We start from the raw sequence: 13,134 nt of genomic DNA, 5'->3' as shown, positions 1-13,134 counted from the left end.
CGACGGTGGCCGGCCTCCGGCGCCATGTCACGAGAGGACGCCGACAGTGAGACCACACAGGCGAGGGGTTCGGGCGGCAGCGGCCGCGATCGGGTTCACGAGCATGGTGCTGGCGGCCGCCACGCCCGTCCAGGCGGGCGCCGCCGGCGGGCCCGCGCCGGACGGGCCGGTGTCCGCCCGGCTGTCGCCGGGGGAGAAGCCGGCGGCGCTGCGGCGGGCGGCCGAGCAGTGCGGGAGCGGGGAGATCTGCTTCTGGCGCGACCGCGACTACGCGGGGGCGCCGTGGCGGTGGACCCCCGCCAGCGGCTACCGCGACATGCCGTCCAACCTGCACGACCACGTCTACTCCTTCTACTCCAACGCCACGGGCTGCTTCATCGACTGGGACCCCGCCGAGCGCCGCAGGGTGAACCCCGGCGACTACGCCAAGGCCTACGACACCAACTTCGGCAGGAGGATCGACGCGGTCGGGCTGCCCGACATGTGCTGACGCCGCGCCGCGGGCGGGCGCCCTCGTGGCGGGGGCGCCCGCCCGCCTTCTCAGGCGGTGACGCGCCTGCGGAACACCCAGTACGTCCAGCCCTGGTAGGCCAGCACGAACGGCAGCGCCACCAGGGCGATCCAGGTGAGCACGCCCAGCGTGTAGGGGCCCGAGGCGGCCTCGGCGAGGGTCAGGCCGGGCAGCGGCGCCCGCCACAGGCCGGCGAACAGGGTCGCGCTGGTCAGGGCGATGGCCGCGGCGGTCGCGGTGAACGCCCATCCCTCCCGGCGGCGCCAGACCAGCGCGACGGCGGCGGCCAGCGCGACCATCGCGCCCAGCGCCGTGGCCCAGGGCAGCGGGTTCGCCGCCCAGGCCGCCGCACCGGCCGCGGGGCCGCCGGGGCCGGTCGAGGCCGCCCGGGCCAGCGCGGGCAGCACGAGGGCGGCGACCGGCAGCACCCCCGCCGAGACCGCCAGCGCGACGCCGCGCGCGCGGGCGCGCAGCGGGCCGGCGGTCTTCAGGCCGAGGAACACCGCGCCGTGCAGCACCGCCAGCGACAGCGAGAAGGCCCCGCCCAGCAGGGCCGCCGTCACCGTGCCCGACACCAGATGGCCGAAGATCACACCCCACAGGGACGCCGTCAGCGCGCTGCCGGCCATGATGCCCGCGTCGCACAGCCGGCGCTCGCGGGCGGTCACCTTGCCGCGCCACTCCAGGGCGACGCCCCGCACGATGAGCCCCGCGAGCACCGCGACCAGCGGCAGGTAGAAGCTGCTCAGCAGGCCCGCGTACCAGGCGGGGAACGCGGCGAACATGGCGCCGACGGCGGTGATCAGCCAGACCTCGTTGCCGTCCCACACCGGGCCGATCGTCTCCAGCGCCTGCCCGCGCTCGGCCCGGCCCCGGGGCAGCACGCCGAGCAGCGCGCCGACGCCGAAGTCGAAGCCCTCCAGCACGAAGTAGCCCGTCCACAGGACGGCGATGGCGAGGAACCAGACGGTCGTGAGCTCCACGGCGGCCTCCTAGTACATCAGGGTCGGGGCGAGCGGGGCGGTCGCCGCGCGGGCGTCCCCGGGCCCGGTGCCGGGCTCCGCCCCCGGCGGCGGGGCGGACGGCGCGGGGCCCGCCTTGACGTGGCGAACCAGCAGCCTGGCCTCGGCCACCGCCAGGGCCCCGTACAGCAGGGTGAAGACGGCGAGCGAGGTCGCGACCTCGCCGAGCGAGACGCCGGGGGAGACGCTCGCCGCCGTGAGCAGCTCGCCCTGCACGGTCCACGGCTGGCGCCCGATCTCGCTGAGCAGCCACCCGGCGATCACCGCGATCGTCGGCAGCGGCAGCGCCCACAGGCACGCCCGGGCGAACCACGCCGGCGCCGGGCGGCGGCGCCGGGTCAGCCAGAGCCCCAGGGCGGCCAGGCTCGCCGCCGCCATGCCGAAGACGATCATCACGCGGAACGACCAGTACACGACCGGCACGTTCGGGGTGTAGTCGCCGGGGCCGAACTGCTCGGCGTACCGCCGCTGGATGTCCTCGACGCCCTGCACCCGCGCGCGGGGGTCGTGCGCGGCGAGCAGGCTGAGCAGGTTCGGCACCTCCACGCCCGGGACGGGGGAGAACGGCGCCCCGTTCTCGTCGTGCCGCAGGCCTTCGGCGGCGGCCAGCTTCATGGGCTGCTGCTCGTGCACCAGCCGGGCCGACAGGTCGCCGCTGCCGGCGACCACCACGCCGGCGATCGCCGTCATGACCAGCGCGGCCCGCAGACTGGTGCGCCACATCGAGGGGCCGGCGGCCCGCGGGCCCGGCCCGCCTCCGGCGGGGGAGCGGGCGCCCGGCGCGGCGGGCGCCCCGGCGGTTCCGGCGCCGTCCCTGGAGGCCGCGTCCGCGCGGCGTTCGCGCAGGATCCAGTACGCGCTGACCGCGATGACGAACCCGCCCGCCACGAGGAAGGCCGCGGCGATGACGTGCGGCACCTGGGCCAGGGCGGTCGAGTTGGTCAGCACGGCCCCGATGTCGGTCATCCGCGCCCGCCCGCCGGTGACCTCGTACCCGACCGGGTGCTTCATCCAGGCGTTGGCCGCCAGGATGAAGTACGCCGACAGGTTGGACCCGATGGCGGCGGCCCAGATGCACGCCAGGTGGACGCGCTTGGGCAGCCGGTCCCAGCCGAAGATCCACAGCCCGAGGAACGTCGACTCCAGGAAGAACGCGAGCAGCGCCTCCAGCGCCAGCGGGGCCCCGAAGACGTCGCCGACGAACGTGGAGTACTCACTCCAGTTCATCCCGAACTGGAACTCCTGCACGATGCCGGTGACCACGCCCATGGCGAAGTTGATCAGAAACAGCTTCCCGAAGAACCTGGTCAGCCTGAGGTAGTGCTCCCGGCCGGTGCGGTGCCATGCCGTCTGCAGCCCCGCGACGAAGACGCCCAGGCCGATGGTCAGGGGTACGAAGAGGAAGTGGTACACGGTGGTGACCCCGAACTGCCACCGTGCCAGGTCCAGTGCGTCCATGCGCCCTCTCACGTGCGAAGCTCTACAGGCTGTAGTTCTACTTCTAGTAGTACTACGAGACGTAGAGTAAACCGCCGGCGTCCGGCCATGATCTTCGTCACACAGGGGTGCGCCCCGGTCGCCATGAGCCCCGCGACGGCCCGGTGAGCCTTGTCGGCTGCCCGCAAGCCGTCCGCAAGCAAGCGCTCCCATAGTTGAAGAGCACAACCAAAACGCAGCAGGCCCAGGCGGGGACCGGGTCGCGACCGTCGGCCCAACGGCCGCCACACACGCTGGAGGACCATCATGATCGGCTCCGAGCCCGGGCGCCGCGTGATCCGCAAGGTAGGCAACTGGCCCCGCGGCAGCCTCCTGGGCAGCCTGCCGGAGCCGGTCAGAGACGAGATGCTCGGGCTGGGGCGCCCGAGGCAGTTCACCACCGGCGAGACGCTGATCCTGGAAGGCGACCGGTCGACCGACGTCTTCCTGCTGGTGGACGCGTGCGTCAAGGTCACCGCCAACACCGAGAGCGGCAGGGTCGCGCTGCTTGGCATCCGCGTCGGCGGCGACCTCGTGGGGGAGTTCGCCGCCCTGGACGGCCTTCCCCGCGGGGCCACCGTCGCCGCGGCCGGGCCGTGCCTGGTCCAGCTCATCTCCCAGGACGCCTTTCTGGGCTTCCTGCAGCGCTCGCCCGAGGCGGCGCTGGCCGTCAACCGCGCCGTCGTGAACAAGGTGCGCTGGACCACCCGCCGGCGCGTCGAGTTCGGCACCTTCTCCACCCCGACGCGGCTGGCCCGCGTCCTGGTCGAGCTGGCCTGGTCGTACGGGGAGCCCGTGCGTGAGGGAATCATGATCGGCGTCGCCCTCACCCAGCCCGAGCTGGCCGCCCTGGTGGGAGCGGCCGATCCGACGGTCCACAAGACGCTCACCCTGCTGCGACGGCAGGGCGTGCTGGGCACCGGCTACCGCCGCATCGTCGTCCACGACATGCGCCGTCTGCAGGCGTTCGCCGGTCTCGGCGACAACCCGTTGGATTATGAGGTTCCGGCGTGAGCGCGGCGAGACCCTGGAGCGATCCAGCCGTCTCGCCCGAAGGAGAACACCGGTGAACGACCTGAGCGGAGAGGTCCGCCGGCTGTGCGTCGCGCTCGACGTCGAGCGGTACAGCCGGCGCTCGGACCCCGAACAGCGGGAGATCCAGCGCCGTCTCGTCGAGGTGATCGGCGCGGCCGGCCGCGAGGCGGGCCTGGACCGGCTCTATCTCGCCGAGCGCGCCGCGTACGTGGAGGCGGGCTCGGAGGCCGTCATGTTCCACCAGGAGCAGGGCGACGGGTCCCTGCTGCTGCTGCCGTCCGGGGTGAGCGAGTCGCGGATCATCGCCGGGTTCACCAGCGAGCTGCGCATCGCCCTGCGCCAGCACAACCGGCACCTGGGCGGCGACGCGCCCGTGCGGCTGCGCCTGCGGCTGGCCTACCACCAGGGGCCGACCCGGGTCGGGGACAACGGCTTCGCCGGCCGTGCGGTGAACACGGTGTGCCGCCTGCGCGACAGCGACGAGCTGCGCCGCGCGCTGACGCGCCACCCCGAGGCCGACCTCGCCGTCATCGTCTCGGGCGCCCTGTTCGAGGACGTCATCGAGCACGAGTACCGCGACCTGCGCAAAGACGCGTTCCACCCGGTGACGGTGCACGCCAAGGAGGGCTCCGTCGCGGCGTGGATCAGCGTCCCGGACGCCGCCGGCGGCAGGCCGTCCGGCAGCGTGCCGGGAGCCGTGCCGCGCCCGTCCCCGGGCGCGGCGCCCGGGAACCGGCACGCCGGCCCGCCGGCGCGGGTCGTACGGCTCGCGCCCATCGTCAACATCGAGGACTGATGCGCCAGGCACGGGAGCGGGGATGGCGGTGAACGGGTGAGCACCGGCGCGACGCTGGCCGCCGCCGCGAGCTTCACCGCCATAAGGGTGCTCCGCTCCCGCATGGCCGCGCGCGGAAGGGAGGAGGGGGTGCGGCAGCGCGAGGCCCGGCGCCGTGAGTACGCGCGGGCGCTGGGCGAGGCGATCGGGCATCACGCGGCGGGCCGGTACGAGGAGGCCCTGCGGGGGTACGGCGCGCTGCTCCAGGAGGCGCCGGACGATCCGGTGGTGCTCACCAACACGGCGCAGATCTGGATCGACCACGGCGCGCTGCTCCAGGAGGCGGGGATCGCGCTGGACCGGGCGGCGGCGGCCGCGGCCGATCCCGCCACGGGCGCGTTCGTGACGGTGCAGCGCGCCCGGCTGCTCATGGCGCACGGCCGGTACGCCGAGGCGTCCGCCGCGCTGGTGCCCGTCCTCACCGCCTTCCCGGGCTCAGGGGACGACCCGCTGCCGGCGGCGTGGCACCTGCTGGCGGCCTGCCGGGCCGAGCTGTCGGACACCGTCACCGCCCGGCAGGCCTTCGAGACGGCGCTGCGCCTGCGGCCGCTGGCGGCCGAGACCAGGCTCGGCCTGGCCCACCTGCTGGCGCGCACCGACCGGCCCGCGGCCTACCGGCTGCTGGTGGAGGGGCACACGCTGCTGCTGTCGCGGGGCGCGGCCGAGGCGACGCCCGCGGGGGCCGCCGCCCGGCAGGGCGCCGCCTTCCTGCTGATGGAGGCCGGGCTCATCGCCCTGGACCCGCCCCGCGAGCCCGGGCAGGCCACCGCGTACCTGGAGGCGTCGGCGCGGCTGTGGCCCGAGAGCCCGTACCCGCTGGTCAACCTGGCGGTGGTCGACGAGGAGCTGCGCCGGCCCGCCGAGTTCGGGCGGCACATCCGTGACGCGGTGGCGAGGATCCCCCGCACGGACGCGCGCCTGGTCGCGCACCTGGTCAGCGGCTCGCACTCCAGCGTCTACGGCGACATGACGCTCACCGCGCTCGCGGAGGCCCGCTTCATCGGCGGCGAGGAGCTGCGGCGGCGGCTGAACAACTGGGAGCACAACCGCTCCGAACGCGAGCGGTCGAAGGTCACCCACCACACCATCTACAACAACCACGGCATCATCGCCGGCGACCACGCGAGCATCTCCGAGATCGGCCTGTTCAGCGTGGGGGCGGGCGCCGCGATGAGCCGTGACCACGAAGGGACACCCATGTCGGGAAACCAGAGCGGGCAAGGGCACCATCTGAACGTCAGCGCCGGGGACTTCTCGCACATCGAGCGCGTCCAGATCAACGGGCACATCGTGGGCCGCGTCGACGACCTGGAACGCGAGGTGTCCTCCAGCGGCCTGGACCCCGAGCGGCGCGGGAACGCGCTGTTCGAGCTGGGGGAGATCCGCAACGAGGTCGGGCAGCGGCGCCGGTTCGACGAGGCCAAGGTGCGTGACGCCCTGGCCAGGATCAACCGCGAGGTGGCGCACGACGCCGGGCTGGCGGCACTGGTGGCGCGGCTGTGGGCCGAGATCACCGGTGACGACCGGCGGGGCTCGTAGGGGCGGGCGTGGACGCGCGCGAAGGATCCACGTCCCGGCGCGGCCGCGAGGGGGCCTCACGCCCCGGGAGGCGGACCGTCTCAGGGAGGTCATCCTGGACGAGCTGAGCAGGCGGCCGCCCGTCGTCGGCGTCGTCGGCGTCTCGGACCTCATCGCCCGCGTGGCCCAGTGGTGGCGCGACTTCTGGTCCCGCCTGCCGGCCTGACACCGCCGGCCGTCTCCCGGCTCCCGCCGTGATCGGGTCCCCGCTTCGGCGGGGGCCCGATCTGGCATGCCGTCGGACGCCTCCGTTCCCCGGCGACGACCGGCGAAGACGCCCGATCGGCCTCCGTGCGCCCACCCCGCCGCGGCGCGCGCCCGCGGGGTGTGGCGCCGTCGTGCTGTGATGGGTTATGCTATTTGTTATAGCTAGTAACAAAGGTGATTAGCAGTAGTTCAGGTGTCACCCCGTATCCATAAGGAGCCCTCATGTCCTCCGGCAAGCGCGACCTGCACGTCGTCCTCGGATCCGGCCCGGCCGGCACCACCCTGGCCGGCGAGCTCGCCCGCCGCGGCCACCTGGTGCGGCTCGTCGACCGGCGGGGCGAGGGCCCCGCGCCCGAGGGGGTGGAGCGCGCGGCGGCCGACGTCAGCTCCGTCGAGGAGACGCGCGCCGCGATCAAGGGGGCGGCCGTCGTGTACCACTGCGTCAACGTCGCCTACCACCTTCAGGTCGACCTCCTGCCCCGCATCCAGGAGTCGATCATGACCGCCGTCGAGGCCGAGCCCACCCGGCTCGTGGTGCTGGACACCCTCTACCCCTACGGCCGCACCGGCGGCGCGGTGATGACCGAGGAGACCCCTTGGCGCGCGACCACGCGCAAGGGGCTCCTGCGGGCCCGGCTGGACGAGAGCTACCTCGCCGCCCACCGGGCGGGCCGCGCGCGTGTCGTGCTGGGGCGGGCCGCCGACTTCGTCGGCCCCGGGGTGCTCAACTCGACGCTCGGCGGCGCCGTCTTCCCCGGCGCGCTCACCGGCGGGGAGGTGCTCGCCCTGGGCGACATCGACCTGCCCCACAGCTACAGCTCCATCGGCGACGTCGCCGCCGGCCTGGCCACCCTGGGCGAGCGCCCCGAGGGCGACGGCCGCGTGTGGCACCTGCCGACGGCCCCCGCCACCACCACCCGCCACGTGCACGAGATGATCGAGAAGCGCGTCGGACGGCCGCTGAACGTCGTCGTGCTCGACCGGGCCCGCCCGATCGGCCCGTTCGACGAGGTGTTCATGAACGAGTACGACGAGATGTTCTACCAGCACACCGAGCCGCAGATCGTCGACTCCTCGGCCTTCGAGCGGGCCTTCGGCACGAGCCCCACCCCGCTCCCGCGGACCCTGGACGCCACCCTCGCCTGGTACGGCGACTGGCTCGCCGCCCAGGCCGGCCGCTGACCCCCGAACCGCCCGGCTCAGGCGGCGGCCAGCTCCAGTACGATCAGGTCTCCCGCCGGGTGCGCCGCCACCGGGCGCAGACCGGCGCCGGCGGCCAGGGCGGTGAGCTCGGCGACGCCGCGCTCCTTGCCGGCGAAGTACGCCAGCATGCGCAGGTCCATGGCGGTGCGCGGCGACTCGCCGTCCGCGCCGATCTTCTCCACCACCAGCACGGAGCCGCGCCCGCCCGCCGCCTCCGCGCACCGGCGCAGGATGGCGCGCGCGGGCTCGTCGTCCCAGTCGTGCACGATGGCCGACAGCAGGTAGCCGCCCGCCCCGGGCGGCAGCGGGTCGAAGAAGCTCCCCGAGACGACGTCGGCGCGGCCGGCCAGGCCCGCCGCCTCCAGCGTCGCGCGGGCCGCCCCGGCGGCGGACGGCAGGTCGAAGACCGTGCCCCGCAGGCCGGGGTACGCCGCCAGGACGGCCGCCAGCAGCGTGCCGTCCCCGCCGCCCACGTCCACCAGGTGGCCGAGCGAGCCCCAGTCGTAGCCGGCGACGATGGCGGGCGCGTCGCCCGCCACGTCGACGCCCATCTGCGCGTTGAAGGAGGCGCTCCGCGCGGGGTCGGCCGCCAGGTCGTCCCAGAAGGAACGGCCGAAGTGGACGGGGAAGGCGGGGCCGCCGGTGCGCACGGCCTCCGGGAGCCGCACGAAGGACAGGTCGGCGCGGCCGATCGCGCTCTCGACGTCCAGCATGGCGCGCAGCCCCGACGGGTGGTCGTCGCGGAGCTGCTCGCCGCGCCCGGTCAGCTCGTACCGCCCGGACGCGTCGCGGCGCAGCACGTCCTCGGCGGCCAGGTGCCGCAGCAGGCGGTCGAGCGCGCCCGGGTGCGCGCCCACCGTCGCGGCCAGCTCGGCCGCGGTGCGCGGGCCGCCCGCTAGGTGGTCGGCGATCCGCAGCGTGGCCGCCGTCCGGATCGCCATCGGGGTGACCAGGTCGGCCATCGTCCCCAGCCCCCGGCCCCGCTCCGCCTCGCCCGTCATCACGTCTCCCCTTCACCTCGGTGCACCGGCGGGCCAGCATGGCCGCGCCCGGCGGGCCGCGCAACCGGTTAAACCGCGGGGGAGCGGCGCCGCCCGGTGCCGCGCGGGCCGCGCCGGGGCCGGCTGGAGTTGCTCTTCCGCGCGCCGGGCGGGAGTCTTTAGTCTCTCGGCATCGGAGGTGTCCATGAAGGTTGTTGGCAGTGCTGTCGTCGGCGTCGACCGGGGACGTGTGTGGGACGCGCTCCAGGACCCGGAGGTCCTCGTGCGCACCATCCCGGGGTGCGAGCGCCTGGAGGCCACGGGAGCCGACACCTACCGCATGACGGTCACCGCGGGCGTCGCCTCCATCAAGGGTGTCTACCAGGGCGAGGTCGCCCTGTCCGATCCCGAGCAGCCCGAGCGCTTCACGCTGCGCGCCCGCGGCGCCGGAGCGCCGGGCACCGTCGACGCCACCGTGCACATCCGGCTGAGCGAGGTGGACGACGGCGCCACCCGGGTCGACTACGACGCCGAGGCCGTGGTCGGCGGCATGATCGGCGGCGTGGGGCAGCGCATGCTCGGCTCGGTCGCCAAGAAGACCGCCGAGGAGTTCTTCACCGCCGTCGAGGACCACCTGCGGTCGGGCGGGGAGGAGACGGCCGGCGAGCCGGGCGAGCTCGTCCCCGCGGGCGGAGGCGCCCTCGATCGGGTGGCCGGCTACACGCTCGGGCAGGTGTTCCAGCGGCCGCCCCGCCGCGCGCGCTCCGGCGGGCCCGCCTGGCCGGTGCTCGCCGCCTTCGGCATGGGCGCGGGCATCACGCTCGGCAGCGTCGTCATCGGCTGGCTCCTCGGCCGCTCCGGCCGCCGCCGCTGACGCCGGCCGCCTCGCCCGGCGCCGGGCGGCTCCTCGTCCTTAGATCTTTGCCCCGCTCCACGCAACGCGCGCGCCTGGGGCGGGACGTGGCGGCGGCAGGCCATGGCACCGGCGTGCCCGTGCGTGCCGCGGTATCGCGCGGTCAGGCCTGCGGGCGGTCAAGGGCCCGGCGCCCCCGCCGTGTCCGGATCGGGACGTGAGGAGCGTCGCCGCAGGCCAGGAGCGTGCCGTCCGTCCAGGTAGATCCCGGCGGCCCGGGAGATCTCGCGGAAGAGGATCTCCCGGCGTAACGTGGCACATATGCGAGAGTTCCGTGCGGAGGACGCTCGAAACGAGGCAAGACGCCTCATTCGCGACCTGTTCCACCAGGAGCATCCGACGGCCCGGCTGCTCCTCGACGAGGCCGCGGACGTGCTCGGCGAGCAGCGGACGGCCCGCTGCGTGGAGCTGGCTCAGGGCGCGGCGCTCACCAGGCGCTCCTCCGAGCTGGCCGCCGTCGCCGGGCTGCTCATCGGCACGCGCGCCCTGGGCGCCGGCTGGTGGTCCGCCGGCCGTGGCGGCAAGATCCCCGCGCCCGACGAGGTGCTCGCCGCCACCACGGCGATCGAGCCCTGGACCGACCTCACCGTGCTCGAGATGCTGGCGGCCTGGATCGCCGACGACACCGCCGACCTGGCCTGGGGCCCGCCTGTCGGAACGGTCGACCTGAACTCCTGGCAGGCCGAGGACCGCCTCGCCCTCCCCGAGGGCGCGGCCCCCGGCCGGCGCCTCGTCGTCTCCTTCGACGCGGGCGGGCGGCTGGACGCCGTCGTCGTCACGCGGCCCGGCGGCGTGCCCGGGTCCGACCTCGACTTCTCCTCGCTGCGGTACTCCGGCCCCGCCGAAGCCCAGTGGAGCTGGGGCGTCGCGGCCGGCCTCGGCCCGCACGCCCTGCCCGGCGAGGACCCCGACCCCTACGCCGAGACCGTCGACCCGCACGCGTCGGAGACCCTGCGCCGGTGGGCGCTGCGCAACGGCGCCACCGTCGAGCAGGTCGGCGCGCGATGGCAGGCCAAGGGCGACGTCATCGCCGCGATCGAGCGCGCCGACTGGATGTGGCGCAGCGGCGAGTGGTTCGCCTGGTGGCGCGCCGCCTCAGCCCTGCTGACCGGCGACCCCCTGCAGCTGGCGGCCCGCATGGAGGACATCTCCTCCGCCCCGTGACGGCGGCCGCCGGACGAGAAGTGCCCACCCTCGGCCCATTCCTTGGCGAACGTTGCTGGTTCGCCAGGCGGGAGGCGAACAGTAAACACTGGGAGCATGCGAAGCGTCCGTATCGGCGTCGACACCGGAGGCACGTTCACCGACGTGGTCGCGGTGGACGAGCAGACCGGCCAGATCACCACGACGAAGACCCCGTCCACCCCGGCCGACCCCGCGGACGGCTTCATGAACGGCGTGCACAAGGTCCTGTCCGGGCGGAGCCTCGCCGACGTCAACGGCATCGTGCACGGCACCACGGTCGCCACCAACCAGCTGCTGGAAGACCGGCCGCTCGACCTCGGGTTCGTCACCACCGAGGGGTTCGAGTTCGTCCTGGAGATCGCCCGCCAGAGCGTCCCCGACGGCTACGGCAACTCCTACTTCTGGGTCAAGCCGCCCCGCATCGTCCCGGTCCACCGGGTGAGGACGGTCGGCGGCCGGCTCGACCACCTCGGGCGGGAGGTGCGCCCGTTCGACGAGGCCCAGGCCGCCGAGGTGGCGCGGTGGTTCCGCGACCAGGGCGTCGGCACGATCGGGGTGTGCTTCCTGCACTCCTACGCCGACCCCGGGCACGAGCGGCGCATGCGCGAGGTGCTGGAGCGCGAGCACCCCGGCGCGGTCGTGTCGATCTCCAGCGACGTGCTGCGCGAGTACCGCGAGTACGAGCGCTCGGTCACCACCCTGGTCGACGCCGCGGTGAAGCCGGCCATGCGCCGCTACATCGACAACCTGTCCTCCCGCCTCGGAATGCCGTTCTCGGTGATGAAGAGCAACGGCGGCGTGCTGTCGGCGTCCGAGGTCGTCCACCAGCCGATCACGACCGTGCTGTCGGGCCCGGCGGCCGGCGCGCTGGGCGCCGCGCTCATCGCGGACGCGGCCGGGCACCCGTCGGTGATCACGCTCGACGGCGGCGGCACCTCGACCGACGTCGCCGTGGTCGTCGACGGCGAGCCGTCCCTGACCACCGAGGGGTCGATCGGCCGCTACCCGTGCAAGATCCCCATGATCGACATCGTCACGGTCGGCGCGGGCGGCGGCTCGATCGCCTGGATCTCCCCGGAGGGGACGCTCAAGGCCGGCCCCAAGTCGGCCGGGGCCGACCCCGGCCCCATCTGCTACGGCAGGGGCGGCACCGAGGTGACCGTGACCGACGCGCACGTCTTCCTCGGGCGCGTGCCGCCGCACCTGCTCGGCGGGGAGATCCCGCTGTCGGCGGACGCGGCGCGGGCCGGCGTCGAGGCGCTGGCCGACAAGCTGGGCCTGTCACCCGAGCGCACGGCCGCGGGCATCCTGGAGATCAGCGCGTTCAACCAGTCGAACGCGATCCGGCAGATCACCGTCAAACGCGGCCTGGACGTGCGCGACTTCCCCATGGTGGCATTCGGCGGGTCGGGCCCGCTCCTGGTGTGCCGCCTGATCGACATCCTGTCGCTCCCGGCGGTGATCGTGCCGCGGAACCCGGGCAACGTCTCGGCGTTCGGGCTGCTCACGGTGGACGTCAAGAACGACTACGTCCGCACGCGCGTCACCCGCGACCTCCCGGCCGAGACGGCCGCGGAGGTCTTCGATGAGCTGGAGTCGCAGGCCGCCGTCGCGCTCGACCGCGAGGGCTTCCCCGCCGAGCGGCACGTCTACGCGCGCAGCGCCGACCTTCGCTACTACGGCCAGGCCTACGAGGTCCGCGTCCCGGCGCCCGCGGGGCCGGTGGACGCCGCGTGGCGGGCCGAGGTGCTCGACCGCTTCCACGAAGCCCACCGCACGCTCTACGGGTACGGCTACCGGGACGACCCCCGGCACGCCGTCGAATGGGTCAACCTTCGCGTCTCGGGCATCGGGCCCATCACCCGGCCCGCCATCCCGGAGCTCGGCCCGCCCGGCGACGGCCCGCCGCCGTCCCCGGCGACCCGGCGCGTGTACTTCGACGAGAGCCCGCCCGGGCCCACGACCTTCACCCCGCCCCCGGACGCCGAGCCGCCGCCCGCCTACCCGGAGGACGGCTGGTGGACCGCGCCCGTCCACCAGCGCGGCGACCTGCGCCGCGGCGACGTCGTCACCGGCCCGGCGGTGATCGAGGAGTACGGCTCCACGCTGCCGGTGCACCCCGGCTTCACCGTCGAGGTCGACGACCGCGGCAACCTGGTGGTCCGGCGGGAGACGATCCCGCTGTGAGC

At 74.6% G+C, this 13,134-nt stretch carries 11 protein-coding genes; 8 read left to right on the top strand and 3 right to left on the bottom strand.

Going from position 1 to position 13,134, the window contains the following annotated elements:
• Window positions 1–103 precede the first annotated feature (103 nt).
• Complete coding sequence (locus tag PYR91_RS02125) at window positions 104–490, top strand: peptidase inhibitor family I36 protein (RefSeq protein ID WP_279777308.1); 387 nt, start codon at window positions 104–106, stop codon at window positions 488–490.
• A 50-nt stretch (window positions 491–540) separates the two neighbouring features.
• On the opposite strand, the gene cydB is transcribed toward PYR91_RS02125, so the two are convergent.
• Both cydB and PYR91_RS02115 read right to left on the bottom strand, forming a co-directional pair.
• Window positions 541–1,494, bottom strand: coding sequence for a cytochrome d ubiquinol oxidase subunit II (cydB, locus tag PYR91_RS02120; RefSeq protein ID WP_279777307.1), 954 nt, complete (start codon window positions 1,492–1,494; stop codon window positions 541–543).
• 9 nt (window positions 1,495–1,503) lie between these two features.
• On the bottom strand, window positions 1,504–2,991 hold the full coding sequence (locus PYR91_RS02115) for a cytochrome ubiquinol oxidase subunit I (protein ID WP_279777306.1): 1,488 nt from the start codon (window positions 2,989–2,991) through the stop codon (window positions 1,504–1,506).
• A gap of 285 nt (window positions 2,992–3,276) precedes the next feature.
• Here PYR91_RS02115 and PYR91_RS02110 point away from each other — a divergent pair, with 285 nt between their 5' ends.
• The 4 genes from PYR91_RS02110 to PYR91_RS02095 all read left to right on the top strand — a co-directional run bounded on the left by PYR91_RS02110 (window position 3,277) and on the right by PYR91_RS02095 (window position 7,846).
• On the top strand, window positions 3,277–4,023 hold the full coding sequence (locus PYR91_RS02110; RefSeq protein WP_279777305.1) for a Crp/Fnr family transcriptional regulator: 747 nt from the start codon (window positions 3,277–3,279) through the stop codon (window positions 4,021–4,023).
• Window positions 4,024–4,075: 52 nt separating this feature from the next.
• The gene (locus PYR91_RS02105) at window positions 4,076–4,840 is read left to right on the top strand and encodes a hypothetical protein (RefSeq protein WP_279777304.1); all 765 of its coding nucleotides are present in this window, start codon (window positions 4,076–4,078) and stop codon (window positions 4,838–4,840) included.
• Between the two features lie 36 nt (window positions 4,841–4,876).
• The gene (locus PYR91_RS02100; RefSeq protein WP_279777303.1) at window positions 4,877–6,418 is read left to right on the top strand and encodes a tetratricopeptide repeat protein; all 1,542 of its coding nucleotides are present in this window, start codon (window positions 4,877–4,879) and stop codon (window positions 6,416–6,418) included.
• Window positions 6,419–6,886: 468 nt separating this feature from the next.
• Window positions 6,887–7,846, top strand: a complete 960-nt coding sequence (locus tag PYR91_RS02095; protein ID WP_279777302.1) for an NAD-dependent epimerase/dehydratase family protein — start codon at window positions 6,887–6,889, stop codon at window positions 7,844–7,846.
• Window positions 7,847–7,863: 17 nt separating this feature from the next.
• Here the strand turns inward: PYR91_RS02095 and PYR91_RS02090 are convergent, their stop codons facing one another.
• Complete coding sequence (locus PYR91_RS02090) at window positions 7,864–8,868, bottom strand: methyltransferase (RefSeq protein WP_279777301.1); 1,005 nt, start codon at window positions 8,866–8,868, stop codon at window positions 7,864–7,866.
• A 184-nt stretch (window positions 8,869–9,052) separates the two neighbouring features.
• Here PYR91_RS02090 and PYR91_RS02085 point away from each other — a divergent pair, with 184 nt between their 5' ends.
• The 3 genes from PYR91_RS02085 (at window position 9,053) to PYR91_RS02075 (ending at window position 13,132) form a co-directional block, all read left to right on the top strand.
• Complete coding sequence (locus PYR91_RS02085; protein ID WP_279777300.1) at window positions 9,053–9,721, top strand: carbon monoxide dehydrogenase subunit G; 669 nt, start codon at window positions 9,053–9,055, stop codon at window positions 9,719–9,721.
• Between the two features lie 300 nt (window positions 9,722–10,021).
• Window positions 10,022–10,924 carry a hypothetical protein gene (locus PYR91_RS02080; RefSeq protein ID WP_279777299.1) on the top strand — a complete coding sequence of 301 codons (903 nt, stop codon included), beginning with the start codon at window positions 10,022–10,024 and terminating at the stop codon, window positions 10,922–10,924.
• 96 nt (window positions 10,925–11,020) lie between these two features.
• A complete protein-coding gene (locus tag PYR91_RS02075) occupies window positions 11,021–13,132 on the top strand; it encodes a hydantoinase/oxoprolinase family protein (protein ID WP_279777298.1) in 2,112 nt (703 codons plus the stop codon).
• Window positions 13,133–13,134: the final 2 nt, after the last annotated feature.

The sequence above is a fragment of the Sphaerisporangium sp. TRM90804 genome (assembly GCF_029846175.1).
GTDB lineage: Bacteria > Actinomycetota > Actinomycetes > Streptosporangiales > Streptosporangiaceae > Sphaerisporangium.
This window is presented reverse-complemented; position numbering and strand designations above follow the sequence as displayed.

Bases quoted from the DNA above. Each gene is read 5' to 3' on its own strand.
- PYR91_RS02125 (WP_279777308.1), top strand. From the start codon at position 104: ATGGTGCTGGCGGCCGCCACGCCCGTCCAGGCGGGCGCCGCCGGCGGG.
- PYR91_RS02095 (WP_279777302.1), top strand. From the start codon at position 6,887: ATGTCCTCCGGCAAGCGCGACCTGCACGTCGTCCTCGGATCCGGCCCG.
- PYR91_RS02085 (WP_279777300.1), top strand. From the start codon at position 9,053: ATGAAGGTTGTTGGCAGTGCTGTCGTCGGCGTCGACCGGGGACGTGTG.
- PYR91_RS02090 (WP_279777301.1), bottom strand. From the start codon at position 8,868: ATGACGGGCGAGGCGGAGCGGGGCCGGGGGCTGGGGACGATGGCCGAC.
- PYR91_RS02110 (WP_279777305.1), top strand. From the start codon at position 3,277: ATGATCGGCTCCGAGCCCGGGCGCCGCGTGATCCGCAAGGTAGGCAAC.
- PYR91_RS02075 (WP_279777298.1), top strand. From the start codon at position 11,021: ATGCGAAGCGTCCGTATCGGCGTCGACACCGGAGGCACGTTCACCGAC.
- PYR91_RS02115 (WP_279777306.1), bottom strand. From the start codon at position 2,991: ATGGACGCACTGGACCTGGCACGGTGGCAGTTCGGGGTCACCACCGTG.
- PYR91_RS02080 (WP_279777299.1), top strand. From the start codon at position 10,022: ATGCGAGAGTTCCGTGCGGAGGACGCTCGAAACGAGGCAAGACGCCTC.